A 25,273-nucleotide genomic window follows, 5' to 3' on the forward strand; every position below is an offset into this window, starting at 1 on the left:
GCGCGCATGTTGAGCATCACGCCCGAGGACGCGCTCATCGACGTGCCCCGGCGCATCGCGGTCGATGGCCTGGCGCCGGGCGAGCAGATCGAGATCGCCAGCTGCACGCAGCGCGGGGCCGGCGTGCCGTGGCGCGCGTCGGCGCGCTTCGTGGCCGACGCCGCGGGCACGGTCGACCTGCAGCGCGACGCGCCGATCGCCGGCAGCAGCTACGAAGGCGTGTCGGCGATGGGCCTGGTCTGGTCCCAGGTGCCGGACACGCCCGGTGCGCGCGAGCAGTTCGGCGCCGTGCCGGGCGCGGCGCTGCGCACCGACATCGGCGTGCGCCGGGGCGGCGATGCGGCCGAGCTGCATGGCAGCTTCGTGCAGCGCCTGGCCGGCGAGGGCGTGACGCGCCGCGATGTGCGCGAAGAGGGCCTGGTCGGCACGCTCTACATGCCCGCCGGTCCGGGTCCGCATCCGGCCGTGATGATCCTCAACGGCTCCGGCGGCGGCATCAACGAGCCGCGCGCCGCGCTGTACGCATCGCACGGCTACGCGGCCTTCGCGCTCGCCTACTTCAAGGCGCCGGGCCTCTCGGACTACATCTCGAACACCCGGCTCGAATACTTCGAGCAAGCGCTGGCCTGGCTGCACCGCACGGTGCGCCCGGCGCACGGCTTCGTCGCGCTCAGCGGCCAGTCGCGCGGCGGAGAACTGGTGCTGCTGCTGGGCACGCTGTTTCCCGAATCGGTCTCGGCGGTCATCGGCTATGTGCCCGGCGCCGTGGTGCACTGCGCGCAGAACGCTTGCGACCCCTCGCTCGGACGCGAAGGGCCCGCATGGCTCCTGCACGGGCAGCCGCTACCGCATGTGTGGGAAAACAACCGCAGCGCGACCTGGGCGCCCTGGGACGAAGGCCCCGAGCCGCGCCGCCATGCCGACGCGCTGCTGACCGCGCTGCAAGACCCCGAGGCGGTCGAGCGCGCGCGCATCCGGGTCGAACGCATCCGCGGCCCGGTGATGCTGCTGTCCGCGACGGACGACGGCTCCTGGCCGTCGAGCCTCTACAGCCGCATGGTGACCGAGCGACTCGCGCAGTTCGGGCATCCGCACGCGGTGGCTCATCTCGATTTCGAGGGCGCGGGCCATTCGATCCTGTTCCCCTATGTGCCGACCACGCAGCTCGGCTATGCGCATCCGGTGTCGGGCCGGCGCAGCACCTCGGGCGGCACGCCTGCGAACAACGCGCATGCGGACGAGGCTTCCTGGCAAGGCGTGCTGCGCTTCCTGCAGCAGGCCGTGACCGCGCGCACCACATCCTCCGGAGACACCACCCATGACTGACTCACAGATTTCCCCCGACCTCGTCGACGCTTGCGTGCCGCTCGCCGAGGGCAGCGCCGTGCATGCGGTACGCCACCAGCGCGACAAGGTGGCCGCCGCCACCCAGGGCAGCTACGAGGCCCTGTTCGATCCGGCACTGTCGGGCCCGCCGCTGGTCGAGCGGCTGCTTGCGGCCCATGCCATCGCGCGCAGCGCGGGCAGCGTCGCGCTGCAGGCGCACTACCGCGCGCGGCTCGATGCGCTGGCGCCGCTGAGCGCGACGCAGCAGGCCGCCGCCGATGGCGCCCCGGTCGAATCGCTCGGCGCGGATGCGCGGCTGCAGGCCGTGCTCGCGTTCACGCGCACGCTGACCGACCGCCCCGTCGAGGGCGATCGCGAGGCCCTGCTCAAACTGCCGGCCGCCGGGCTGGCGACGCCCGAGGTGGTGGCGCTGGCGCAGCTGATCGCCTTCGTCGCCTACCAGGTGCGCGTGGTCGCCGGCCTTCAGGCGCTGGCCGCGCTCGGCGGCGACAACGCCGCAGCGGCCGTGGAAGAGAACACGGCCCCCTTCGTCCATCCGGCCAACCTGCCGCCGCCGGGCGAGCCGCTGCGCATCAACGGCTACACCAGCGAGACGCTGGGCTGGAAGGCCTGGCTGCCGGTGATCGACCTGACGCAGGCCTCCGCCGAACAGGTGCAGGTGCTGGACGCCAGCCACCCGAAGGCGCGCAGCTCCGACTACTACCTGCTGCTGGTGCACCAGCCGCGCATCCTGCAGGAGCGCGCCACGGTGTTCAACGCCATCATGTACGCGCCCGGCGGCCTGTCGCGCGCGGAGCGCGAACTGGCGAGCGCGGTGGTGTCGCGCATCAACGGCTGCGTGTACTGCGCCTCGGTGCACGCGCAGCGCTTCGAGCAGCTGGCCAAGCGCAACGACGTGATCGCACAGGTCTTCACCGACCCGCAGGGCGCGGGCACCACGCCGCGCGAACGCGCCATCGTGAACCTGTCGATCGCGCTCACGCGCAGCCCGGCCGGCTTCGGTGCGGAGCAACTGCGCGCCGTGCGCGCCGCCGGCCTCACCGATCTCGAGATCCTGGACACCATCCACGCGGTGGCGATCTTCGCGTGGGCCAACCGACTGATGCTCAACCTCGGCGAGCCGGTGTTTCCACCGCGCGACTGACACGCGCGCGGCCAGGGCGCATCGCTCATCGGTGGTCTACGCGGCCGATTGGCTTTGCGGCAGCCAACGGCGCAGCGACTGCAGCAGGTCGTCCACACAGGTGAACACCACGGGGACCACCAGAAGGCTCAGCACGGTCGAGGTGATCAACCCGCCGATGACCACGATCGCCATCGGCTGCCGGAAACTGGGCTCAGCGCCGAGGCCGAGGGCGTTGGGCAGCATGCCGGCGCCCATGGCGATGGTCGTCATGACGATCGGACGCGCCCGCTTGTGGCAAGCGTCGATCACCGCCTCCAGCCGTGTCATTCCGCGCTGCCGCCTTGCGAGGATGGCGTACTCGACCAGCAGGATCGAGTTCTTGGTCACGATGCCCATGAGCATCAGCACGCCGATGACCACCGGCATCGAGAACGACTGGTTCGTGAGCCACAGCGCGCCGAACGCGCCGCCCAGGGCGAGCGGCAGCGCGCAAAGAATGGTGGCAGGTTGCATGAAGTCGTGAAACAGCAGCACGAGCACCGCATAGATGCAGAACACCCCGATCGCCATCGCCGTGCCGAAGCTCGTGAACAGCTCGGCCATGCGCTGCAACTCGCCTTGCTCCACGACGCGCACGCCCGCGGGCAGCGACTTGAAGGCCGGCAGGGCCATGGCCTCTTGCTGCACTTCGCCGAGCGCACGCCCGTTGAGCTCCACGCTCAGGGTCACGTTGCGGGAACGGTCCAGTCGGTCGATTTGCGAAGGGCCGCTGCCCATGGCCACGTCCGCCACCGAGCCGAGGCTGACCGCGCCGTCATCTCCCTTGACGCGCAGCTGGGCGATCGCATCCATGTCGGCGCGCACCGAGGCATCCATGCGCACGCGAATCGCGATCTGGCGCTCGGGCAGATTCAGCTTGGGCAGCGCCGTCGAGTAGTCGCCGTAGGTCGCCAGCCGCACGGCGTCCGCGAGCGCCTCGGACGTGACGCCCAGGGCGGCGGCGCGCGCATAGTCCGGGCGCAACTGAACCTCCGGGCGCTGCAACGCCGCGCTCGACGTCACGTTGCCGACATTCCTCAGGGTACGGAGCTGCTGCTCCGCCTGCTTGGCGGCCTTGTCGAGCGTGTCGGCATCGTCGCCGGCGAGCGTGATCTCCAGCGTCGATCCGTTGCTGCTGCCGCTGACGGTCACACGCACGCCGGGAATGGTCTTCAACCGGTCGCGGATCTTCGACTCGACCTGGGACTGCTTGAGCGTGCGGTCCCCGCGGTCCACCAGGTCCACCGTGAGCGTGGAACTGGTGACGTCGGTCGTGGCCGTCGCGCCCATGCCGCTTCCGGTGCTGGCCGTGCCGGCGGCGACGAAGACGGAGCGCACCTCGGGTATCTCGCCGAGCATCTGCTGCGCCTGCCGGCTGACGGCGACGGTCTGCTCCAGCGTGGCGTCGGGGCCGAGCTTGAGTGTCACCGTGCTCTGCGCCTTGTCTTGCGCGGGCATGAAGGCGGTCGGGATCGACAGCGCCAGCCCGATCGAAAGCACCAGGAAGAGCAGCGCGGCCGCGGCGGTGGATTTGCGATGCTGAAGGACGCCGCGCACCCACGCCAGGTAGCGCGTCATCGTGGGGCCGTCCGTCGATGCGTTGTGCAGATGGGCGGCCTTGGGCTTGAGCAGGTAGGCGGCCATCATCGGCGTGAGCAGGCGCGCCACCAGCAGCGATGCGAGCACCGCGACCGAGGCGGTCACGCCGAACTGCCGGAAGAACTTGCCCGGAATGCCGCCCATGAAGGCCGTCGGCAGGAACACCGCCACCAGCGTGAACGTCGTTGCGATCACGGCCAGGCCGATCTCGTCCGCGGCCTCCATCGCCGCCTGGTAGGGCGTCTTGCCCATCAGCAGATGCCGCTCGATGTTCTCGATTTCCACGATCGCATCGTCCACCAGCACGCCGATGACCAGGGAAAGCGAGAGAAGGGTGACCGTGTTCAGCGAATATCCCGCCAGCGCCATGAAAGCGAAGGCCGGTGCGATGGACAACGGAAGCGCGGCCGCCGCGATCCAGGTCGCGCGCATGTCGCGCAGGAACCATCCCACCACCAGAACCGCGAGCACGGCGCCTTCGAGCAGCAGCTCCATGGAGCCCTGGTAGTTCTCCTGGATCGGCGTGACGGTATTGCTGGCCTCGACGACCCTTGCCTCGGGATGCGCTGAGGAAAACTTCTTCAGCGCCTCGCGGATATCGTTGGCGACGCCGACGTCCGAGAATCCCCGGGAACGCGTGACCTGGAACCCGATCACCTTCTTGCCGTCGAGAAACGCCATGGTCGTGCGCTCGGCATTCGCATCGCTGATGCGCGCAATCTGGTCGAGCCGCACATAGCGGCCGTCGCCCAGCGACAGCGTGATGGCCGCGACTTCGGCGGCCGACCCCACCGTGGCCAGGGTGCGGCTCGACTGCTTCTGGCCGCCCACGAAGGTTTCCCCGCCCGAGGCTTCCTTCTGCGTCGCCTTGAGCCTCGTGGACACGTCGGAAGGCGTGACGCCCAGGCCCGCCATCAACCGCGCATCGAGATCGACGTGGACTTCGCGGCTGACGCCCCCCACCCGCGACACGGAACCGACGCCCTTGACGGCCAGCAGGCTCTTGGTGACCTGGTTGTCGACGAACCAGGACAGGTCTTTCTCATCCATCGTCTTCGATTCGATGGTGTAGGTGAGCAGCGCGCTGCTGGCCGTGGTCAGCTTGGAGACCGTCGGCGACGCCATGCTGGCCGGAAGGTCGGCCTTGGCGCTGTCGACCGCGTTGCGGACTTCATTGAGCGCTTCCTCCGAGTTCTTGTCGATCTCGAAGCTGACGCTGATGCTCACCAGGCCGTCGGTGATGGTCGTGGTGATGTGGTCAAGCCGGCTCAGCGACGCGAGCTTGTCCTCGATCTTGCGCGCAACCTCCGTCTCGAGCTGTGCCGGCGCGGCGCCTTCGAGCGAAGCCGAGACCTGGATGGTGGGCAGGTCGGTGTCGGGAAAATCCTGGATCTGCAGCGTCCTGAAGCCGATCAGCCCCAGCACCGTGAGCAGGATGAAGGTCAGGATCGCGGGGACCGGATTGCGGATCGACCAGGACGAGATATTCATCGCTTGGCCTCCGGTTGCTTCACCATCACCTGCACACCGTCGGACAGGAATGCGCCGCCGCTGGCAACCACTTGCGCGTCAGCGGGCAGTTTCGACAGCAGCTCGACCCGGTCATCCTGGCGGCGGCCCGTCGTCACGGCCTGCGCGGAGACCTTGCTGCTCCCATCCACGAGATAGACATAGGCACGCCCGTCGCGCATCACGATCGCCGATTGCGGAAGCGTCACGGCCGGCGCATTGCCCAGCCTGACCAGGCCGCTGGCGAACATGCCTGCGCGCGCAGTGCTGCCGCCGTTCAGGCTGACGTACACCGTGGCGCGCCCGGTGGTCGTCGACAAGGTGGGCGCCGCCATGCGCACGGTGCCCTCGACGCGCTCTCCGTTGAGCAGCGTCAGCTCGGCCTTCTGGCCGGCTTGCACCGAGGCGAGCTCGCGGGCATCGAATTCGGGCCGCCACTCAAGCCGGCCCTGCCGCACGAGGCGGAAGAGTTCGGTGCCGGCGCTCACCACATTGCCGACCACGCCGGTTTTCGACGACACCACGCCGTCATCGGCAGCCAGCACGCGAGTCTGCGTGAGTTTGAGCTTCACGCTGTCGAGGTCTGCCTGGGAGGACTGAAGGGTTGCGCGCGCCGAGTCCTCCGTGATGCGGTACTCCTCGATCTGCTGCGCGGAGAGCGACCCCGTCGTGCCGACGACCTTCGCCCGCCGCACGTTCGCGCTGGCTTGTTCGAGGCTGCTGCGCGACTGCGCGACCACCGCTTCCTGCTTGCGCAGGTCGACCCGCAGGCCTTCGTCCGCCAGACGCGCGAGCACCTGGCCGCGCCGGACGGTGGCACCGACATCCACCATCAACTCGGCGATGCGGTAGCCGCCGGTCTCGGGGCTCACGATGATCTCCTGCCATGCCGTCACGGGGCCGCTGCCCTGCAGGGTCCGGGGCCAGACCCGGTTGTCGGGCGTCACGACCTCGACCGTCATCGCGCTGGCAGGCGCGCTCGGCGCAAGCGCCCGGGTCGGCGGCCGCAGAAGCAGCATCGCGCCGCCGACAGCCAGGAGAAGGACCACGGCGACGGCGGCGCCGCGGCGAAGCTTGGGTTTCGATGTGATGTTCATGGCGTTCTCGTTTTTTCATCGGCCAGCGCTTCGGGCGACACGGCCGGCGTGCCGGGCTGCCATCCGCCGCCGACGGCCTTGTAGAGGGCGATCCAGTACTGGACGCGGTTCTGCTGCAGCGTGATCTCGGTGATCTCCGCCGACAGCGCCGAGCGCCGGGCCTCCTCCAGCGAGAGAAGGCTGGTGCGCCCCGCGCGCCAGTTGGTCTCGGTGGACAGGAAGTAGCTGCGGTACTCGCGCGCGGCCTTCTCAGCCTGCTCGGCCCGCAGGGCGGCACCGTTGAGGTTCGTGAGGGCTTCTTCCACGTCCCGCACCACGGTGCGCACACCTTGCCGATAGGCGGCCAGCGCCGACGTGTAGCTGGCGCGCGCCGTCTCGACCGCGGCATCGAGCTTGCCGCCGTCGAACAGCGGTATCGAGAGCGACGGCCCGAACGACCAGAGCGTGGCCGGCGAGGCCAGGCTGCTTGCCGACACGCTGACCGACCCGCTGAGCGACAGGCTCGGAGACAGATCCGCCTGCGCCGCGCCGATCTCCGCGCCGGTGGCGGCCACCTCGCGCTCGAGCGAGGCCAGGTCGGGGCGCTGCCGCAGCACCTGCGCGGGCACCGCCTGCACCTGCAGGTCGGCCGGCCGCGGCACGGGGTCGTCCCCGCCTGTGATCAGCCGCCGCAGCGACGGCTCGTCGCTGCCGGTGAGGTACACCAGCGACTTGACGAGGATGTCGCATTGCGTGCGCTGCTGCACAAGGCTCGACTGCGCGCTTGCAAGGCTCGCACGCGCCAGGGCGCCGTCCGACGGCGCGGTGAAGCCAGCCTGCACGGCGACCTCCGTCGCCTTCTCGGTGGCGGCCGTCGAGGCCGCCTCGCGCTGGTACGCATCCGCGAGCAACACGCATGCGCGGTACTGCACATAGGTATCGGCCACTTCCGCCGCGAGCGAGACGCGCGCATCGTGCCAGTCGGCGGCGCGTGCCTCGACGCGCGCCTCGGACGCTTCCGTGTTGCGGCGGACCTTGCCGAACAGGTCCAGCTCCCACGAGGCATCGAAGCCGGCGCTGCGCGAGGTGCCGGTGGCCGTGGACTCGCCTGACTGCAACTGGTTGCTGCGCGAAGCCGATGCGCTGCCAGTCACGCCGGGCCGGGCCTGCGCGCGCGTGCTGCGCAGGGTGGCGCGTGCCTTCTCTATGCTGGCCCAGGCCTTCGTGAGCGAGGGACTGTCTCGCTCGGCCATCTCGACCAGGCGGGCGACACGTGTGTCGTCGAACTGCTGCCACCATTGCCGCAGGTCGCCGGTGCGCCCGCCGTGCGGCAATTCGGACTGCCATGAAGGCGGTGCCTGCGGCTGTGGCGGGCCTTCGAGATGGCCTGTGGCGCAGGCGGCCAGGCCCCAGGCCAGGCAGACGGCCAGCGGGGTGGCGAACAGGGAGCGCAGCGGTGTGGTCATCAGATCTTCTTCCTCCACCGAGGTTAGAAGCGCCCCCTGTTGGCTGCGGTCAACCAGCGTTAAGCTGGGTAAATATCGGCGCCCGCCTGGCGAGCCTCTGCCGGATCGGCGCCATACTCCGCCCATGCACAGGGTTCTGCTTGTCGACGACGACGTCGACCTCACATCGATGTTGTCGCTCTACATCTCCCGCGAGGGTTTCGATGTGCGTGTGGTCCATGACGGCGAGGCGGGCGTGAGCGAGGCGCTGCGCGGCAGCTATGCGCTCGTGGTGCTGGACATCATGATGCCGCGCCTGTCCGGCATCGAAGCGCTGCGCCGGATCCGCTCCACGAGCAACGTGCCGGTGCTCATGCTCACGGCGCGCGGCGACAACGTCGACAAGATCGTCGGCCTCAACATGGGCGCGGACGACTACGTTCCCAAGCCATGCACGCCCGGCGAACTGGTGGCGCGCATCCACGCGATCCTGCGGCGCACCGAAAGCCGCAACCGGCCCGAAGGCGCTAACGCCGCGCTGATGCTGACGGCCGGCGCACTCACGCTCTGGCCCGGCACGCGCCAGGCCGCCTGGCAGGGTGCGCCGCTGGAGCTGACGGGCACCGAATTCAACCTTCTGGAAGTCCTGGTGCGCCATGCGGGGCAGCTGATCAGCAAGCAGGAAATCTCCCTGGCCGCCTTCGACCGGCCGCTGACGCGCTTCGATCGCCGCATCGACGTGCACATCAGCAGCATCCGCCAGAAGATGGGCACGCGCGACGACGGCCGTTCGTGGATACAGAGCGTGCGCGGCCTCGGCTACCAGCTGCTCAAGGACTGAACGGCCATGGCCCGGCCCACGCGCCTGTTCCGCAAGCTGCTGCTGGTGCTGTCGAGCTGCATGATCTCGAGCATCGGGTTGACGGCGCTCTATCTGTGGCTCATCGGAGCGGTGCCGCCGCCCAGCGATCCGGTGCCCAAGGTGAGCGGGATTCCCGTCGTTCCCGCGATGATCGCCGTGCTGGCCAGCCTGGTCTTCGGCGGCTTCCTGGCCTGGTATCTCTCCCGGCCGCTCCAGCACCTGCGCTGGGGGCTCCAGCGCATGGCGCAAGGGCATCTCGATACGCGCGTCGAACCGCTCATGAAAGGGCGCCGCGACGAGATCACCGATCTGGCGCACGACATCGACGGCATGGCGGCGCAGCTGCAGGCGCTGATCGCCGCGCGCGACCGCCTCCTGCACGACATCTCGCATGAGCTGCGTTCACCGCTGTCGCGCATCCAGGCGGCCATCGGGCTGCTCGAGCAGGATTCCTCGCAGGTGGGTGCCATGGTCGAACGCGTCGAGCGCGAGACCCGGCGCCTGGACGCGCTGATCGACGAAATGCTCACGCTGCACCGGCTGACGGCATCGGCCCCCGTCTCGCGCAGCGCGGTCGATGTGATCGAGCTGCTGCACGACATCGTGGCCGACGCCGACTTCGAGGGGCGCGCGACGAACCGCTCGGTGAGCATCGAGGCGCCCGAGCACTTCGTCGCCCAGGTGGACGGCGAACTGATCTACCGCGCGTTCGAGAACGTGATTCGCAATGCCGTGAAGCACACGGCGCAGGGAAGCACGGTGGAGGTGCGCGCGAGCCTGCGCACGGAGGGCAGCTTGCTGGAGGTGGTGATCAGCGACCACGGGCCGGGCGTACCGCCGCACATGCTCGAAGCGATCTTCGTGCCCTTCGTGCGGATCGACCGCCGCGAGGTCGATCGTGGTGTCGGGCTGGGCCTGGCCATCGCGCGCAGCGCGGTGCTGGCCCATGACGGCACGATCGAGGCATCGCTCGCAGACAACGGCGGCCTGCGCATCAGGATCGAACTGCCGCGCTGAAGTGCGCGTGGTGTCTCACACGCATTCGGGGGCCAGGTGGTCCAGCACCTTGACCAGGCGCTCGACGAGCCGAGTCGAGTAGATCTGCGAGGGATGGAGAATGTCCGCCATCTCGCCGCGACGCATCGGCACGCTGCCCCAGTCGGCAAATGGCACTGCGAGATCTCCCGCCAGTCGCCGAACCGTCGCGTCGCCTCGTGCACGCACGTCGGCACCGGCGAGCGTCTGCGACAAGCCCGTCAAGACCACGTCGCGCCCCTCGGCCCTGGCTTGGTTGACCATGGCGCGCAGCGCCGGCTCCAGGGGCAAGTTCTGCATCGCGTCATTGAGCCCATGCTGGATGACCACGATGCGGCTCGAACGTGCTTCGCTTGCGAATGCCGCCGACCGTGCGCTGGCTGTTTCCCCGCTCACGGAATGATCGATCACCCGGTATCTGGGACGCATCCGGCGCAGAGCGGCCGCCGGGCTTTCATCGAGCCGCCGGTCGCCCAGGAAACCGCCATGAAGGATGGAGTCGCCATAGAGCTCGACACTGCATGCGCCTTGGGGCGCCGCAGCACGCGCCACGGCACGGCTTGCCGGCGACACGCCGCTGCTCTTGACGTGGTCTTCCGAGGGGACCACGGGGGCTTGCGCGCAACCGGTGGCCAGCGCCATGCCCAAGATGCGGGCGATCGTTCCGAACCGGCCGGCTCGCCGAGGCGGAACGTGGATGAGATCAGGCATTCCCTGAGGCTAGGGGCCAAAGAAGGAGAAAAAATGGAGACTTCGTGCCGGTCAGCAGCTGAAGCGGCAGGGGATGTGCCGCGCCATGCGATGGATGCGCGGAGATTCCAGGCGCGTCGATTCAGGAGGCGTTGTCCGAAGGCTTCGCGGCCACGGGCGTGTTCGTGGTCTCGACCCATCCGCCGCCCAGCGTCTTGTAGAAAGTCACCAGGTTGGTGAAGCGCGCCAGGCGCGTGCCGATCAGGTCCTGCTGGGCGGTATAGAGCGAGCGCTGCGAATCGAGCACGCTCAGGTAGCTGTCCACGCCGCGGCTGAAGCGCGCCTGCGACAGGCGATAGCTGTTCGCCGTCGCGTTCACCAGCGACTGCTGTGCATCGAGCTGGCGCCCGAGCGTATTGCGTTGCGCCAGCGCGTCCGACACTTCACGGAATGCCGTCTGGATGGCTTTTTCGTATTGCGCCACCGAGATGTCGCGGCTCACCGTGGCGATCTTGAGGTTGGCGCGGTTGGTGCCGCCGTCGAAGATCGGCAGCGTGATCTGCGGCGCGAAGCTCCAGCTGCCCGAGCCGCCCTTGAACAGGCCCGACAGTTCGCTGCTCGACGTGCCCGCCGAGGCCGTGAGGCTGATGCGCGGATAGAAGGCTGCGCGCGCCGCGCCGATGTAGGCATTGGCCGCCTTGAGGTCGCGCTCGGCCTGCAGGATGTCGGGCCGGCGCTGCAGCAGGTCCGAGGGCAGCCCCGGCGGAATGGAAGCCAGCGGGCTGGCCTCGGCCGTCGCCCCGTCCGGGAGCGCGCGCGGCAGGAGTTCGTCGGGCACTTCGGCGCCCACGAGCAGCACCAGCGCATTGCGGTCCTGCGCGACCTGCGAGGTGTAGCGTTCGACATCCACGCGCGCGCTGTCCACGCTGGTCTGTGCCTGGCTCAGCGTGAGGGCCGAAGCCGCACCCAGTTCGAAGCTGCGCTGGTTGAGCCGGTAGGAGTCGCCCTGGCTGCGCAGCGTGTCGCGCGCGAGTGCCAGCCGGTCCTGATCGGCGGCGAGGGTGAGATAGGCGGTCGCCACCTCGGCCACCAGGCTGATCTGCGTGCTGCGGCGCGCTTCGGCCGTGGAGAGGAACTGCTGCAGCGCCTGCGCGCTCAGGCTGCGCACACGACCGAAGAGGTCGATCTCATAGGCGCTGAATCCGAGCGACGCGCTGTACTGGCGCGCAGTGAGCGCCTCGCCGGTGGACGACAGGTCGGCAGGGGTGCGGCTGCCGCTGCCGGCGGCGCTGGCGTTGACGGTGGGAAAGAGCGCCGCGTCCTGCACGCGGTACTGGGCACGCGCCTTCTCGATGTTCAGCACCGCCACGCGCAGGTCGCGGTTGTTGGCGAGGCTCATCTCGATCACGCGCTGCAGCGATGGATCGGTGAAGACGTCGCGCCAGCCGAGATCGGACACTGGCGTGGATGCCGGGTCGGCGGGCCCCATGTCGCCGGCGAATTTGCCGGCCACGGGAGCGGCGGGCTGCTGGTAGGCCGGCATCAGGCTGCAGCCGGCCATCAGGACTGCGAGCGCGAGGGGCGCAAGACGGAATGGTTTCATGGCGGATGCCTCAGGATGCGGCCGCGGCCGGTTGTGCGTGGGGGGCAGCGGGAGCAGCGGGAGTGGCCGAACCGCCCTGGAAGAGACCGCGCACCAGCACGAAGAAAAGCGGCACGAAGAAGATCGCGAGCAGCGTGCCTGACAGCATGCCGCCGATCACCGCCGTGCCCAGCGCGTGCTGCGCGCCGGCCCCGGCGCCGCTGCCCAGCACCAGCGGCAGCACGCCGAGAATGAAGGCCAGCGAAGTCATCAGGATGGGCCGCAGGCGCAGGCGTGCCGCCTCCAGCGCCGACTCCACCAGTCCCTTGCCCTGCGCATGCAGGTCTTTCGCGAACTCGACGATCAGGATGGCGTTCTTCGAAGCGAGCCCGATCGTGGTGAGCAGGCCCACCTGGAAGTACACGTCGTTCATCTTCCAGGTCAGGATCGCTCCGACCAGTGCGCCCAGCACACCGAGCGGCACCACCAGGATCACCGAGAACGGGATGGACCAGCTCTCGTAGAGCGCGGCAAGGCAGAGAAACACGATCAGGATCGACAGCCCGTACAGCAGGCCGGTCTGGCCGCTCGATGCCTTCTCCTGGCGCGACAGGCCGGTCCATTCGTAGCCGATGCCCGCCGGCAGCTGCGCGACCGCCGCTTCCACGATGGCGAGCGCCTCGCCGCTCGATGCCGCCCCCGGCATCGCCATGCCCAAAATTTCGACCGAGGGCACCCCGTTGTAGCGCTCCAGGCGCGGCGAACCCGAGCTCCAGCCGGCCTTGGCGAAGGAGGTGAAGGGCACCATCGTTCCGGCGCTGTTGCGCACGTACCAGCGGTCGATGTCCTCGGGCAGCATGCGGTAGCGTGCATCGGCCTGCAGCATCACCTTCTTCACGCGTCCCTTGTCGATGAAGTCGTTGACGTAGCTGCTGCCCCAGGCGGCCGAGAAGGTGTCGTTGATGTCCGACATCGAAAGGCCCTGGGCCTGCGCCTTGTGCGGATCGATTTCGAGCCTGAATTCGGGTGTGTCCTCCAGGCCGTTGGGGCGCACGGCCACCAGGCGCTTGTCCTTGGACAGCGCGCCGAGCAGCTGGTTGCGCGCCTGCATCAGGGCCGCGTGCCCGAGGTTGGCGCGGTCCTGCAGCATCAGGTCGAAGCCGGTCGCGTTGCCGAGCTCGGCCACGGCCGGCGGCGCGAAGGCAAACACCTTGGCGTCGCGGATCGTGTTGAAGAAGGCGCCGGCCTTGGCCGCCACGCCGGTCACGCTCAGGGCCTCGCCCTTGCGCTCGTCCCAGGGCTTGAGCTTGATGAAGGCGAAGCCGGTGTTCTGGCCGCTGCCCGCAAAGCTGAAGCCGGCCACGGTGAAGATGCCCGAGACGGCATCTTTCTGGTCGACCAGGAAGTGATGCTCCACCTGGCGGATCACTTCTTCCGTGCGCGCGTTGGTCGCGCCCGGCGGCAATTGCACCAGCGCGAACATCGTGCCCTGGTCCTCGTCGGGCAGGAAGCCCACCGGCAGCTTCATGAAGCCGACCACCACCACCGCCAGCAGCACCGCGTACACGGCCATGTAGCGCCAGCCCTTGGCCACCATGTGCCGCACGATGCCCTGGTAGTGCCCGTTGCCGCGGTCGAAGCTGCGGTTGAACCAGCCGAAGAAGCCGGTGGTCGCCATCGCGTGGCCCTTGTGCACCGGCTTGAGCAGCGTCGCGCACAGCGCCGGCGTGAGCACCATCGCCACCAGCACCGACAGCGTCATCGCCGAGACGATGGTGATCGAGAACTGCCGGTAGATCACGCCCGTGGAGCCGCCGAAGAAGGCCATCGGCACGAACACCGCCGCCAGCACCAGGGCCACGCCCACCAGCGCGCCGGTGATCTGGCCCATGGACTTGCGCGTGGCCTCCTTGGGCGACAGGCCCTCTTCGGTCATCACGCGCTCGACGTTCTCGACCACCACGATCGCATCGTCCACCAGCAGGCCGATGGCCAGCACCATCGCGAACATCGTCAGCGTGTTGATGGTGAAGCCGAAGGCCGCGAGCACGCCGAAGGTGCCCAGCAGCACCACCGGAACCGCGATGGTCGGGATCAGCGTGGCGCGGAAGTTCTGCAGGAACAGGTACATCACCAGGAACACCAGCATCACGGCCTCGACCAGCGTCTTGATGACCTCCTCGATGGAGATCCGCACGAAGGGCGTGGTGTCGTAGGGCTTCTGCACCTTCATGCCCTGCGGAAAGAACTTCTCGAGCTCCGCCACCCGCGCGTCTATGGCCTTGACCGTGTCGAGTGCATTGGCGCCCGCGGCCAGCTTGATGGCCAGGCCGGCGGCCGGCTTGCCGTTGTAGCGCCCGACCGTGTTGTACGACTCGCTGCCGAGCTCGATGCGGGCGACGTCGCGCAGGCGCACCTGGGCGCCGTTGGTCTGCGTGCGCAGCAGGATGTCCTCGAACTCCTGCGCGGTCTTCAGGCGCGTCTGCGAGGTGATGGTCGCGTTGATCTGCTGGTTGGCGGCCGCCGGCATGCCGCCGAGCTGGCCGGCCGACACCTGCGCGTTCTGCGCCTGGATCGCGGTCTTCACGTCCAGCGGCGTGAGGCTGAAGTTGGCGAGCTTGTTCGGGTCGAGCCAGATGCGCATGGCGTACTGCGAGCCGAATAGCGTGGTGTCGCCGACGCCCTCCACGCGGCTGAGTGCTTCCTGCACGTTCGCGGCCACGTAGTCCGACAGGTCGGAGCCGTTCATGCTGCCGTCTTCGGACGTGAAGGCCAGCACGTTCAGGAAGTTGGTGGCCGACTTGGTGACGGTCACGCCCTGCTGTTGCACCTCCTGCGGCAGCAGCGGCGTGGCCAGCGAGAGCTTGTTCTGCACCTGCACCTGCGCGGTGTCGGGGTCGGTGCCGTTCTCGAAGGTGAGGGTGATGGTGACCGAGCCGGACGATTCGCTGGTCGAGGCCATGTAGCTGAGCCGGTCCAGCCCCTTCATCTTCTGTTCGATGACCTGGGTGACGGTGTCCTCGAGCGTCTTGGCGGAAGCGCCAGGGTAGTTGGCGGTGATGGCGACGGCGGGCGGCGCGATGCTCGGGTACTGCGCGATCGGCAGCGTGGCGATTGCCATTGCGCCGCCCAGCATCACGATGATGGCGAGCACCCACGCGAAGATGGGCCGGTCGATGAAAAAACGTGCCATGACGGTCTTTCGCGATCAGTTGGCCGCGCCGGCAGGCTCGGCCGGAGCTGCCTTGGCGGTCTCGGTGCCTGGCACGGACTTGGGGTTCCATTGCACCGTCTTCACCTCGACGCCCGGCGCCGCGCGCTGCTGGCCGTCCACCACCAGCTGGTCGCCGGCCTTCAGGCCGCTGCGCACCAGCCACTGGTCGCCGATGGCGCGCTCGGTCTCGAGTGCGCGCCGCTGCAGCTTGTGCTGGGCGTCCACCACATAGGCCACGGGCTTGCCGGCACCGTCGCGCGACACCGCCTGCTGCGGCACCATGAGCGCCTGATCCTTCACGCCTTCCTGCAGCACCGCGCGCACGTACATGCCGGGCAGCAGATCCGCGTCGGGGTTGGGGAACACCGCGCGCAACGTGATCGCGCCGGTGTTCTGGTCCACGGTGACGTCGGAGAACTCGAGCTTTCCCTCGAGCGGGTAGGTGCTGCCGTCTTCCAGCAGCAGCCGCACTTTCGCGGCATTGGCACCGCTCTTCTGCAGGTCGCCGCGCGCCATCGCCTGCTTGAGCTGAAGCATCGCGGCGCTGGGCTGGGTCACGTCGACGTAGATCGGGTCGAGCTGCTGGATGGTCGCCAGCGCGGTCGACTGGCTGGCCGTGACCAATGCGCCCGGCGTGACCGACGATTTGCCGATGCGCCCCGAGATCGGCGCGTCGATGCGTGCGTAGGCGAGGTTGATGCGGCTCGTTTCGACGTTGGCCTTGGCCGAGGCGACATCGGCCTCGCCTTGCTGCAGCGAAGCGGCGGCGTCGTCGTAGTCCTGCTGGCTCACGGCCTTGATGGCCACCAGCTCCTTGTAGCGCTCGGCCTTGAGCCGCGTGGTCACCAGGCTGGCCTGCGCCTTGGCGAGCGCGGCGAGGTTGCTGTCGTAGGTCGCCTTGTAGGTGGCGGGATCGATCTGGTAGAGCGCCTCGCCGGCCTTCACGTCGCTGCCCTCGCGGAACTGGCGGGTCTTGACGATGCCGCCGACCTGCGGGCGCACGTCGGCGATGAGAAAGGGCACGGTGCGCCCAGGCAGCTCGGTCGTGATGGCCACGCGCTGCGGCTGCACCGTGACCACGCCGACTTCAGGGGTGCCGGCCGCCGGAGGCGGGCCGCCCGGCGGCTTGCCGCAGGCCACGAGCATGCAGGTGGACATGACGGCCGCGAGGAATGTCAGGCCGTAGGTCAGAGGGGGGCGCATCGCGATTCTCCTGGGAAAAACGACGGGACGTTGCTTTGTCTCGTCGACTCATAAATAGACAGTGCTGTACTGAAATGTATTTTGACTTCAGGAGGGTGTCAATTAAAATAGTCAGACGTGTACAAAAATAAGGAGGCACACGGTATGCGGGTCAAGACAGAAGCCAAGCGCGACGCCATCGTCCAGGTGGCATCGGAAGTTTTCAGGGAGCTGGGGTTCGAGGGCGCCTCGATGGTGGAGATCGCTGCCCGCGTGGGGGGCTCCAGAGCGACCCTGTACGGCTACTTCAGCTCGAAGGAAGAACTGTTCGTCGCGGTGATCCACGCCTCCGCAAGCAAGCACTTCGATCCGATCTTCACGGCGCTGGCGCAGGAGGGCGAGGACGACCTCGCCCAGGTGCTGCAGCGGTTCGGCGAGAAGATCCTGGCCGTGGTGTGCTCGCAAGAGGTCATCCAGGCGCAGAGGGCGGTGATCGCCGAATCCGGCCGCAGCGACATAGGCCGGCTCTTCTATGAAGGCGGGCCCAGGAAGGGCGTGACCGCAATGGCGGACTTCCTGGGCCGGCAGATGCAAAAGGGCCGGCTGCGAACGGCCGACCCTGTCGTGGCGGCACACCACCTGATGAGCCTTCTGGATTCGGAGACCGTCAAGCCGAGCCTGATCGGCATCCAGGGACCGCTGACACGCAAGGAGCTTCGCGACGCGACGCGGCGCGCCGTGCAGGTGTTTCTTGGCGGATACGCCGCGGAGGGCCGGCCTGCCGAGTGAGGAAGGCAGGCAGGCACGCCTCCTGGCAATCGCTTTTTTCAATTCAACTGCCAATGGATGGCATGAATCGACCCTGACCGGCGCCTGACCCGACGGCCGTCCGGATCAAGGGGCTGTCGCAGCTTCATCACAGCCGTGCGATATGGGCCTGCCGTTCACGGCAATGACTTCTTGCCCCCCTAGATTGCGCGTGGCCGCAGAGGGCCGACATGCCGAGCCCCGCGCCTTCATTCCTCCATTCACTTTCTCATGCCGCATCTCTTTCCCTACGCCCGCCCCTTCGCCATCACTCTCGTCGCGGCTCTGTGCCTCTCGGCCTGCGGCGGCGGCAGCAACGACGGTGTCTCGTTTCCCATCTCGGGCACGCCGGCCACCACGAATCCGACCGCCGTCGTGGTGGCCGGGCCTCCGAAGGACCTGGGCTTCACGGACACCGCGCCCGTGCCCGACACGGCCGCGATTCCACCCTTCGTCGACAACGTCGCGACCAACCAGCGTGGCGATGCGCGCTACGCGACCAAGGAAACCAATGCCGGCGTGCGCGTGGTGGCCGGCTTCCTCGACTTCTGGCAGCCCAGCACGCTGCTGGTCGACGCGGGCGTGTCGGCGCCGGCGCAGGGAAGCTTTCCGGCGGTCGTTCAGTCGACGTGGAGCGGCATTCCGGGCGACGCCTCCGACGGCAAGATCCTCAACAGCGGGGTGCTGAACAGCAACATCCAGTACGTCGTCGACGCCACCAATGCACGCACCAGCGCGCAGGAGCTGGCCGCCTACCTGGACGACCGCCGCGGCAAGGGCTACAGCATCAGCGACGGCATGGGCCCGCTCACCAGCGCCTGGCGCGCGGCCACGCAGCAGGTCACCACCATCACCGGCATCGCACCGGACGCCACCACGGTGCTCTACAACGACGGCGGCAACGACGTGGGCGTGGGCGGTGCCTCGAACCCGAGCTTCGGCACGGTGGTCGACCTGCTCAAGAACATCGGCGAGAACGGTTCCACCGAGCCCGCCAAGCGCTTCTACAAGTACGCGCGCCCCTGGCGCTGGAGCGGCAGCGTGAAGGTGGTGCCCGCGCTGGAGCCCGCCAAGAGCGGCACGCCCGCCACCGACGGCGGCTTCGTGAGCGGCCACACGGCCGAGGCGGTGCGCGATGCCATCGCATCCGCCTACGTCGTGCCGCAGCGCTTCCAGGAAATGGTGGCGCGCGGCCTCGAGCTCGGCGAGAACCGCATCCTGGCCGGCATGCATTCGCCGCTGGACGTGGTCGGCGGACGACTGCACGGCCAGGCCGTGGCAACCGCCAGTCTTTCCACCGGCGCCAACGCCGCGCGCAAGAGCGCGGCCTATGCCCAGGCGCAGAGCGTGCTGATGACCGCGGTGGGCGCCAGCGATGCCGCCGCCTTCAACAACTTCGCCCATTCGCAGGGCGCCGCGGCCGACCGCTTTGCCGACCATGCCGCGAGCAAGGCCGACTACCTGCGCCGCCTGACCTTCGGCTTCAAGCCGGTGGCAGATACGACCAAGCCCGCCGTGGTGCCCAAGGGCGCCGAAGTGCTGCTCGAAACGCGCCTGCCGTACCTCGATGCCACGCAGCGCCGCGTGGTGCTCAAGACCACGGCCGTCGCTTCGGGCTATCCGGTGATGGACGACCCCGAAGGCTGGGGCCGCCTCAACCTGTTCGACGCGGCCGACGGCTACGGCGTCTTCAACGGCGACGTGGTCGTGACCATGGACGCCAGCCGGGGCGGCTTCAATGCGCTGGACAACTGGCGCAACAACATCTCCGGCGCCGGCAAGCTCACCAAGAAGGGCAGCGGCACGCTCGCGCTCGGCGGCAGCAACAGCTACACGGGCGGCACGCAGCTGATGGAAGGCTCGCTGCAGGCGGACGCTGCCGCGGCCTTCGGCAAGGGCAACGTCTACGTCGGTGGCGGCACGCTCGTCTGCAACGCCTCTTCGACGGTCACGATGGCGGGCGCCTACACGCAGCTGGCGGGCACGACGCTGCAGCTGAACCTGGGCGGCAACGGCGCGGGCCGCCTGAGCGTGGCGGGTGTGGCCGCCCTCGACGGAACGCTGAACCTGAGCTTCAAGCCAGGCTTTGCGCCCAGCGCGGGCGATACGCTTACCGTCATCAGCAGCAGCACCCTGACCGGCCGCTTCTCGGCCATCAACGCACCGGGCTTCAAGGTCACGCCGACCTACACGGGCACGCAGCTCGTCGTGCGCTTCGACGCATGACCTCCCGTTGATCTAGCCGACAGGCTGCCCCTTCTTCAGGCGGGAAGGGTGCAGCTCGACGCCCGGAGTGTCGAGGGAATGCGTCAGCACATTCCCATGCGTGGAGTCGGTCACGAACAGCGTGGACCGGTTCGGACCGCCGAAGGCGATGTTGGTGGTCGAGGCACCGGCAGGACCGCGCAGCACCATGACGGGCTCCGCGCGCGTGTTGAGCACCCAGACGTAGCCCAGCCCGGGGTTCGCAACCAGCACCCGGCCCTGCGTGTCGACCGCGAGCCCGTCGGGGCCGCTGGGCCCGTAGGAGGTGAAGAACTGGCTCACCTTGGCCACGCTCCCGTCGGCCAGCAGCGGCACGCGCCAGACGCAGTTGCCCCGCGTCACCGCCAGGTAGAGCACCTTGCCGTCCGGCGAAAGGGCCACGCCGTTGGGGCTGGGCACGTTCGACAGGAGCAGGTCGAGCTGGCCGTTCGGGCGCAGCCGGTAGAGCCGGCCCGATGGATCGTGCAGCCCGCTTTGCCCCTGGTCCGTGAAGTAGATGTTGCCCTGGGCGTCGAGCACGAGGTCGTTCACGCCCTTGAAGCTCTCGGTGTTGCGCCGCTGCAGGTGCGGCGTGATCTGCCCGGTCTGCACGTCCACGCGCATCAGGCCGTTCTTGTAGTCGGTGACGAGCAGGGTGTGGGCGTCGATGAACTTCATGCCGTTGGGTTCGCCGTCGTACTCGGCCACCTGCGTCCATGCGCCGGCCGGGTCGATCCGGAAGATCCGGCCGAAGGGAATGTCGCAGACGTAGAGGTTGCCGGCGTCGTCGAACACCGGCCCTTCAAGGAACGAGTCGGTCGGCTGCCCGCCGCGGTTGGCGTCGGCCCAGACACTGCGCTGCGGCCGGCGCAGCGACGCGGGCATGGTCGTGAAGGTCTGCAGTTCCAGCACCTGGGGCGCTTGCAGAAAGTACATGTCGGTCTCCTGGGAAGGCGGTGCTGCGGCTCAAGCGGCCGCAAAGCCGTAGAGCTTCGCCGGGTTGTCCACCAGGATGCGGTCGCGCACCGCGGTACTGTCGCACCAGGCCGCGAGAACGTCGGCCAGGTCGGCATCGTTGACGGTGTCCGGCGCCTCGGTGGTGTGGGGCCAGTCGCTGCCCCACATCAGGCGCTCCGGCGCGGCGGTGACCAGCGCGCGGCCGAGCTCGAATGCGTCGCCGTAGGCGGGCGCCCCGTCGCGCGAGCGCATGTACACGCCCGACAGCTTCATCCATGTGTTGCCCCCGTCCAGCAGCCGGCGCGCGACCGCATAGGCCTCGCCCTTGACGCCTTCCGCCGGGTCGATGCGGGCCATGTGGTCGATGACCAGCGGCACCGGGAGGGCGGCGAGCACCGGGGCCAGCGCCACCAGCTGCTCCGGCTGAACGAAGACCTGGATGTGCCAGCCCAGACGGGCCACCTTGCGGGCCAGCGTGGTCAGCATCTCCGGCGTGGTCGTTCCCCAGGACTGTGGAGTGACGAAGTTCACGCGCAGGCCGCACACGCGCTGCGCCGCGAGCGCATCGAGCTCACTGTCGGCCACCTGATGGCCGACGACGGCCACGCCGCGTGCACGCTCGCCCAGTTGGGCGAGTGCGTCGAGCGTGCAGGCGTTGTCCGTGCCGTACGTCGAGGGATTGACCACCACCGTGCGCGAGGTGCCCAGCCGCTGCTGCAACCGGCGATAGGCCGCCACATCGGCGTGCGGCGGCTGGCGCGTCCAGTGCGGCGACGGCGCGAACCGCGGATCGAAGATGTGCATGTGGCTGTCGCAGGCATCCTGGGGCAGGGCGTGCGCGGGCCGGTCGATGCCGACGGAATGGGGAACCGGTCGAGAGTCCGGCACGTTGCTCATGGCGTCTTCAGTCGAGCTTGATGTTGCCCTTGCGGATCACGTCCGCCCACTTCGCATCTTCCTTCTTCAGGAAGTCGGCGAACTCGGCCGGCGTCGAGCCCACCGGTTGCACGCCGACGTCCACGAAGCGGCGCTTCACCTCGTCTTCCTTCAGCACTTCGACGACCGTCTTGTGGAGCTTGTCGGCAATGGAGGCGGGCGTGCCGGCGGGCAGCAGCAGGCCGTTCCATTCGTAGGCCTCGTAGCCGGGGACCACCGTCTCGCCCAGGGTCGGCACCTCCGGCAGGCGCGCCGAGCGCTGCTGCGACGACACCGCCAGCGCGCGCAGCTTGCCCGACGACACCAGCGGGTACGAGGCGGCGATGGTGCTGAACATGAAGTCGACCTGGCCGCCCATCACGTCGACGATGGCGGGGCCGCCGCTCTTGTAGCCGACGTGGACCATGTCCAGGCCCAGCCGCTGTCGCAGCAGTTCCGCCGCCAGCCGCTGCACGGTGCCGCTGCCGCCCGATGCGTAGTTCATCTTGCCCGGCTCGGCCTTGGCCTTGTCCACGAGATCCTTGATGCTCTTGAGCGGCGACTCCGCGCGCACGATCACGATGTTCGGCGCCAGTGCCACGAGCGCCAGGGGCTGCAGCGCATTGCTCGCATACGGCATGCGGGGGAACAGGTGCGGGTTGATCGAGTACGGCGTGGCGTCGTACAGCACGGTGTAGCCGTCGGGCGCGGCCTTGGCGGCAAAGGCCGCGCCGATGGTGCCGCTGGCGCCGGGCCGGTTGTCGACGATCACGCTGGTGCCGAGCTTCTGGCCGACGCGCACCGCGAGCACACGGGCCAGCGCATCGGCCGAGCCGCCGGGCGCATACGGCACGACGAGGGTGATGGGGCGCTCGGGATAGGCGGCGTGGGCGACCGCGGCGGCGCACAGGCACAGGGCGAACATGCCCCGGACGAGAAATTTCATGTTGTCTCCGATGTGTGGTGACGGCTGCGGGCAGGGCGCAGCGGGTTCATTCGGTCTTGAGGTCGAGCGAGCGGGCCAGTTCGCCGTACAGCTTGACCTCGCGCGCCAGTTGTGCGCCGAAGGCATCGCCGCAGGTGTTCTGCGCCTCCATGCCGAGCGAGCGCAATTTCTCCCGCGTGGCCGGCGACTGTGCGAATTCGGTGGCGACACGGCGCAGGACGGCCAGCACCTCCGGCGGCGTCTTCGCGGGCGCCAGCAGGCCGTACCAGGCGTCGGCCGTGTAGCCCTTGACGCCTACTTCCTCGAAGGTCGGCACGTTCGGCAGCAGCGCCGAGCGCTTGGGCGATGCCACCGCCAGGGCCGTCAGCTTGCCGGACTGCACCTGCGTGAGCACCGAACCCAGCGTGGCGAAGGAGCTGTCAACCTGCCCGCCCATGAGGTCGGTCGTCGCCTGCGCCGCACCCTTGTAAGGTATGTGATTCATCGACGTGCCCGTGAGCTGCGTGAAGTGCGCGCTCGCGAAATGCCCCGAGCTGCCGGAGCCCGGCGTGGCATACGTGCGCTTGCCGGGTTCCGCCTTCACCGCCTGCAGGAACGCCCCGAAGGAGGTGACCGGCATCGACGGGCCGACCACCAGCACCGTGGGACTCACGGCGAGCGAACACACCGGCGCGAACGAGCGCACGGCATCGAACTTGACCCGCTGGCTGTAGAGCGCGGGAATCATCGTGTGGTTGGTCGCACCCAGCAGCAGCGTGTAGCCGTCCGCCGGAGCCGCCGCGACGGCCTCGGCCGCCAGGATCGTGTTCGCGCCGGGCTTGTTGTCCACGATGAACGGCTGGCCCAGCGCACGCGAAGCGTGGTCGGCGAAGGCACGCGCCACCACATCGGTCGGGCCGCCCGCGGAAAAGCCCACGAGCAGGCGCACAGGCTTGGCGGGCCATGCCTGTGCGTGCACCTGTGCAGCCAGCACCGTCAGCAGCCCCACGGTAGCCGCAACGCCGCGGATGCTTCTATTCCTCTTCATTTCTGTCTCCTTTTTTTCGAGCGGCGGCGGCCATGCCTCAGGTGGTCGCCGCCTGGCGCGAAAGCACCTGCAGCAGGTTCCTTGCCGCACCGACGCCCATGTTCACGTAAGCATCGCTGGTCACGCCGCCGATGTGGGGGCTGAGCACGATGTTTTTTTCGCCCTGGAACGGATGGCCGGGCGTCATCGGCTCGACCGCGAAGCTGTCCAGCCCGGCCATGGCGACCTGGCCCGAACGCACGGCCGCCAGCAACGCGTCTTCGTCGATCAGCCCGCCACGGGCCGTGTTGACGATGATCACGCCGCGCTTGCATTGCGCCAGTGTGCGGGCATTGAGCAGCCCGCGGTTGTCGTCGGTCAGCGGGCAGTGCAACGACACGGCGTCGGACTCGGCCCAGAGGGTTGCCAGGTCCGCGGGTTGCACATAGGCCGGAAGGTTCTTGGCGTAGGGGTCGTAGCCCAGCACCCGCATGCCCAGCGCGTCGGCCATGCGCGCGAAGCGAAGGCCGATGGCGCCCAGGCCGATGAGGCCGATGGTGCGCCCGCCGAGCTCCAGGCTCTTGTGCGTCGCCTTGTCCCAGTGGCCGGCATGCATGCGCGCGTCGAGCGCCACCACCGATTTGGCGCAGGCCAGCAGCAGGGCGAGCGCCTGCTCGGCCACCGCGGCCGCATTGGCGCCCACGGCCGCCACCACCTCGATGCCGCGCTGCTGCGCCGCGGTCTTGTCGATCGTGTCGGTTCCGCTGCCGTGCTTGGAAATCACCTTCAGCGAAGGCGCCGCGTCCATCACTGCGGCGCCCACCTTGCCGTAGCGCACGATGATGGCCACGGGATCATGCGCGCGGCAAAGGGCGACCAGGTCGTCCTCGGTCGGCGTCTTGCCGGCGTAGACGATGTCATGGCCTTCGAGCAGCGCGATTGCCTGCGGCGCCAGGTCGGCACCGGTCACGAGGATGGAGCTTGCGTTGGTCGCGGTCACAGCGTCTCGCCTTCCTTCAGCACGCCGGCCGCGCGCAGCGCGGAGTCCAGCCACTTGGCCGCGGTGTCGCCTTCCTTGATGGCGGCGATGCGCGCGGCCTCGTCGCGGACCTTCTTGGCAGCCAGCGGCAGCAGCGATTCGATCTTCTCGCGCTCGACCACGACCACGCCGTCGCCGTCGCCGATCACGAAGTCGCCGGGACGCACCGTCACGCCGCCGATGGACACCGGGTGCCCGATGCGCCCGCCGATGTTCTTCGTCGGACCGTTCGGGTTGGTGCCCACGCTGAAGACGGGGAAGTCCATCTCGTCGATCTCGAGTCTGTCGCGGCAGGCCCCGTCCATCACCACGCCGGCAATGCCGAGCTTCTTGCAGGCCGTCATCATGATCGTGCCCATCAGCGCCGAGGTCAGGTCGCCCTTGCCGTCGATCACGAGCACGTCGCCGGGCTTCGCCATGGCGATGGCTGCATGGATCATGAGGTTGTCGCCGGGGCGCACTTCCACCGTGAGGGCGGTGCCGGCCAGCTTCATGCGCGGGCGCAGGGCCTTGATGCGCCCGTCGAGCGCGCCGCGGCGGCCGGCCACGTCGGCGAGGATGGCCGGCTGGAACTCTGCGGCCTGCGCCACGATGTTCGCGGGCACGCGCTCGAAGTTGCGAATGATGTCGGGAAGGGTTGGGGACATGGGAGT

At 68.7% G+C, this 25,273-nt stretch carries 19 protein-coding genes; 6 read left to right on the forward strand and 13 right to left on the reverse strand.

All coding sequences use genetic code 11. The annotated features are described in order from the left end of the window. The first annotated feature begins 6 nt into the window (after positions 1–6). Positions 7–1,326, forward strand: a complete 1,320-nt coding sequence (locus AC1RVW_RS05565; protein WP_493198511.1) for an acyl-CoA thioesterase/bile acid-CoA:amino acid N-acyltransferase family protein — start codon at positions 7–9, stop codon at positions 1,324–1,326. Next, on the forward strand, positions 1,319–2,491 hold the full coding sequence (locus AC1RVW_RS05570) for a CMD domain-containing protein (RefSeq protein ID WP_493198513.1): 1,173 nt from the start codon (positions 1,319–1,321) through the stop codon (positions 2,489–2,491). Before AC1RVW_RS05565 ends, AC1RVW_RS05570 begins: the two co-directional genes overlap by 8 nt. Positions 2,492–2,527: 36 nt before the next feature. Here the strand turns inward: AC1RVW_RS05570 and AC1RVW_RS05575 are convergent, their stop codons facing one another. Genes AC1RVW_RS05575 through AC1RVW_RS05585 form a run of 3 tightly spaced genes read right to left on the reverse strand, consistent with a single transcriptional unit; the run spans position 2,528 to position 8,162 of the window. Further along, positions 2,528–5,602: an efflux RND transporter permease subunit gene (locus AC1RVW_RS05575; protein ID WP_493198515.1), complete on the reverse strand. Its 3,075-nt coding sequence runs from the start codon at positions 5,600–5,602 to the stop codon at positions 2,528–2,530. Next, positions 5,599–6,717, reverse strand: coding sequence for an efflux RND transporter periplasmic adaptor subunit (locus AC1RVW_RS05580; RefSeq protein ID WP_493198517.1), 1,119 nt, complete (start codon positions 6,715–6,717; stop codon positions 5,599–5,601). Before AC1RVW_RS05580 ends, AC1RVW_RS05575 begins: the two co-directional genes overlap by 4 nt. Next, positions 6,714–8,162: an efflux transporter outer membrane subunit gene (locus AC1RVW_RS05585; protein ID WP_493198519.1), complete on the reverse strand. Its 1,449-nt coding sequence runs from the start codon at positions 8,160–8,162 to the stop codon at positions 6,714–6,716. The genes AC1RVW_RS05580 and AC1RVW_RS05585 overlap by 4 nt, the downstream gene beginning before the upstream one ends. A gap of 124 nt (positions 8,163–8,286) precedes the next feature. On the opposite strand from AC1RVW_RS05585, the gene AC1RVW_RS05590 reads away from it, so the two are divergent. Both AC1RVW_RS05590 and AC1RVW_RS05595 read left to right on the forward strand, forming a co-directional pair. Then, positions 8,287–8,982: a response regulator gene (locus tag AC1RVW_RS05590; RefSeq protein ID WP_493198521.1), complete on the forward strand. Its 696-nt coding sequence runs from the start codon at positions 8,287–8,289 to the stop codon at positions 8,980–8,982. A gap of 6 nt (positions 8,983–8,988) precedes the next feature. Next, complete coding sequence (locus AC1RVW_RS05595; RefSeq protein ID WP_493198523.1) at positions 8,989–10,020, forward strand: HAMP domain-containing sensor histidine kinase; 1,032 nt, start codon at positions 8,989–8,991, stop codon at positions 10,018–10,020. A 15-nt stretch (positions 10,021–10,035) separates the two neighbouring features. On the opposite strand, the gene AC1RVW_RS05600 is transcribed toward AC1RVW_RS05595, so the two are convergent. From AC1RVW_RS05600 to AC1RVW_RS05615, 4 genes are all read right to left on the reverse strand, one after another. Further along, on the reverse strand, positions 10,036–10,749 hold the full coding sequence (locus tag AC1RVW_RS05600; protein ID WP_493198525.1) for an SGNH/GDSL hydrolase family protein: 714 nt from the start codon (positions 10,747–10,749) through the stop codon (positions 10,036–10,038). Between the two features lie 121 nt (positions 10,750–10,870). Beyond that, positions 10,871–12,331: an AdeC/AdeK/OprM family multidrug efflux complex outer membrane factor gene (gene adeC / locus AC1RVW_RS05605; protein ID WP_493198527.1), complete on the reverse strand. Its 1,461-nt coding sequence runs from the start codon at positions 12,329–12,331 to the stop codon at positions 10,871–10,873. Positions 12,332–12,341: 10 nt separating this feature from the next. Further along, a complete protein-coding gene (locus AC1RVW_RS05610; RefSeq protein ID WP_493198529.1) occupies positions 12,342–15,503 on the reverse strand; it encodes an efflux RND transporter permease subunit in 3,162 nt (1,053 codons plus the stop codon). A 15-nt stretch (positions 15,504–15,518) separates the two neighbouring features. Then, positions 15,519–16,727 (reverse strand): efflux RND transporter periplasmic adaptor subunit, encoded by a 1,209-nt coding sequence (locus tag AC1RVW_RS05615; RefSeq protein WP_493198531.1) that lies wholly within the window; start codon positions 16,725–16,727, stop codon positions 15,519–15,521. A gap of 144 nt (positions 16,728–16,871) precedes the next feature. Between AC1RVW_RS05615 and AC1RVW_RS05620 the strand changes: the two genes are divergently transcribed. Next, positions 16,872–17,495, forward strand: coding sequence for a TetR/AcrR family transcriptional regulator (locus AC1RVW_RS05620; RefSeq protein WP_081267687.1), 624 nt, complete (start codon positions 16,872–16,874; stop codon positions 17,493–17,495). A gap of 249 nt (positions 17,496–17,744) precedes the next feature. Then, the gene (locus AC1RVW_RS05625) at positions 17,745–19,739 is read left to right on the forward strand and encodes a phosphatase PAP2 family protein (protein WP_493198533.1); all 1,995 of its coding nucleotides are present in this window, start codon (positions 17,745–17,747) and stop codon (positions 19,737–19,739) included. Positions 19,740–19,751: 12 nt separating this feature from the next. Here AC1RVW_RS05625 and AC1RVW_RS05630 read toward each other — a convergent pair whose 3' ends face one another. The 6 genes from AC1RVW_RS05630 to AC1RVW_RS05655 are packed head-to-tail and all read right to left on the reverse strand — an operon-like array spanning position 19,752 to position 25,267. After that, positions 19,752–20,693: an SMP-30/gluconolactonase/LRE family protein gene (locus tag AC1RVW_RS05630; RefSeq protein WP_493198535.1), complete on the reverse strand. Its 942-nt coding sequence runs from the start codon at positions 20,691–20,693 to the stop codon at positions 19,752–19,754. A 30-nt stretch (positions 20,694–20,723) separates the two neighbouring features. Next, on the reverse strand, positions 20,724–21,611 hold the full coding sequence (locus AC1RVW_RS05635; RefSeq protein WP_493198537.1) for an amidohydrolase family protein: 888 nt from the start codon (positions 21,609–21,611) through the stop codon (positions 20,724–20,726). A 7-nt stretch (positions 21,612–21,618) separates the two neighbouring features. Beyond that, the gene (locus AC1RVW_RS05640; RefSeq protein WP_493198539.1) at positions 21,619–22,575 is read right to left on the reverse strand and encodes a tripartite tricarboxylate transporter substrate binding protein; all 957 of its coding nucleotides are present in this window, start codon (positions 22,573–22,575) and stop codon (positions 21,619–21,621) included. 46 nt (positions 22,576–22,621) lie between these two features. Beyond that, the gene (locus tag AC1RVW_RS05645; RefSeq protein WP_493198541.1) at positions 22,622–23,602 is read right to left on the reverse strand and encodes a Bug family tripartite tricarboxylate transporter substrate binding protein; all 981 of its coding nucleotides are present in this window, start codon (positions 23,600–23,602) and stop codon (positions 22,622–22,624) included. 37 nt (positions 23,603–23,639) lie between these two features. Beyond that, positions 23,640–24,581: an NAD(P)-dependent oxidoreductase gene (locus tag AC1RVW_RS05650; RefSeq protein WP_493198543.1), complete on the reverse strand. Its 942-nt coding sequence runs from the start codon at positions 24,579–24,581 to the stop codon at positions 23,640–23,642. After that, positions 24,578–25,267, reverse strand: a complete 690-nt coding sequence (locus AC1RVW_RS05655; protein WP_493198545.1) for an RraA family protein — start codon at positions 25,265–25,267, stop codon at positions 24,578–24,580. The genes AC1RVW_RS05650 and AC1RVW_RS05655 overlap by 4 nt, the downstream gene beginning before the upstream one ends. Positions 25,268–25,273 lie beyond the last annotated feature (6 nt).

This window comes from Variovorax sp. MPBD4-3 (genome assembly GCF_058809745.1).

What these genes read in the sequence shown, in the direction of transcription:
- AC1RVW_RS05655 (WP_493198545.1), bottom strand. Translation starts at nt 25,267, where the DNA reads ATGTCCCCAACCCTTCCCGACATCATTCGCAACTTCGAGCGCGTGCCC.
- AC1RVW_RS05580 (WP_493198517.1), bottom strand. Translation starts at nt 6,717, where the DNA reads ATGAACATCACATCGAAACCCAAGCTTCGCCGCGGCGCCGCCGTCGCC.
- AC1RVW_RS05630 (WP_493198535.1), bottom strand. Translation starts at nt 20,693, where the DNA reads ATGTACTTTCTGCAAGCGCCCCAGGTGCTGGAACTGCAGACCTTCACG.
- AC1RVW_RS05625 (WP_493198533.1), top strand. Translation starts at nt 17,745, where the DNA reads ATGCCGCATCTCTTTCCCTACGCCCGCCCCTTCGCCATCACTCTCGTC.
- AC1RVW_RS05635 (WP_493198537.1), bottom strand. Translation starts at nt 21,611, where the DNA reads ATGAGCAACGTGCCGGACTCTCGACCGGTTCCCCATTCCGTCGGCATC.
- AC1RVW_RS05565 (WP_493198511.1), top strand. Translation starts at nt 7, where the DNA reads ATGTTGAGCATCACGCCCGAGGACGCGCTCATCGACGTGCCCCGGCGC.
- AC1RVW_RS05590 (WP_493198521.1), top strand. Translation starts at nt 8,287, where the DNA reads ATGCACAGGGTTCTGCTTGTCGACGACGACGTCGACCTCACATCGATG.
- AC1RVW_RS05600 (WP_493198525.1), bottom strand. Translation starts at nt 10,749, where the DNA reads ATGCCTGATCTCATCCACGTTCCGCCTCGGCGAGCCGGCCGGTTCGGA.
- AC1RVW_RS05610 (WP_493198529.1), bottom strand. Translation starts at nt 15,503, where the DNA reads ATGGCACGTTTTTTCATCGACCGGCCCATCTTCGCGTGGGTGCTCGCC.
- AC1RVW_RS05615 (WP_493198531.1), bottom strand. Translation starts at nt 16,727, where the DNA reads ATGCGCCCCCCTCTGACCTACGGCCTGACATTCCTCGCGGCCGTCATG.
- AC1RVW_RS05640 (WP_493198539.1), bottom strand. Translation starts at nt 22,575, where the DNA reads ATGAAATTTCTCGTCCGGGGCATGTTCGCCCTGTGCCTGTGCGCCGCC.
- AC1RVW_RS05570 (WP_493198513.1), top strand. Translation starts at nt 1,319, where the DNA reads ATGACTGACTCACAGATTTCCCCCGACCTCGTCGACGCTTGCGTGCCG.
- AC1RVW_RS05585 (WP_493198519.1), bottom strand. Translation starts at nt 8,162, where the DNA reads ATGACCACACCGCTGCGCTCCCTGTTCGCCACCCCGCTGGCCGTCTGC.
- adeC (WP_493198527.1), bottom strand. Translation starts at nt 12,331, where the DNA reads ATGAAACCATTCCGTCTTGCGCCCCTCGCGCTCGCAGTCCTGATGGCC.
- AC1RVW_RS05595 (WP_493198523.1), top strand. Translation starts at nt 8,989, where the DNA reads ATGGCCCGGCCCACGCGCCTGTTCCGCAAGCTGCTGCTGGTGCTGTCG.
- AC1RVW_RS05575 (WP_493198515.1), bottom strand. Translation starts at nt 5,602, where the DNA reads ATGAATATCTCGTCCTGGTCGATCCGCAATCCGGTCCCCGCGATCCTG.
- AC1RVW_RS05645 (WP_493198541.1), bottom strand. Translation starts at nt 23,602, where the DNA reads ATGAAGAGGAATAGAAGCATCCGCGGCGTTGCGGCTACCGTGGGGCTG.
- AC1RVW_RS05620 (WP_081267687.1), top strand. Translation starts at nt 16,872, where the DNA reads ATGCGGGTCAAGACAGAAGCCAAGCGCGACGCCATCGTCCAGGTGGCA.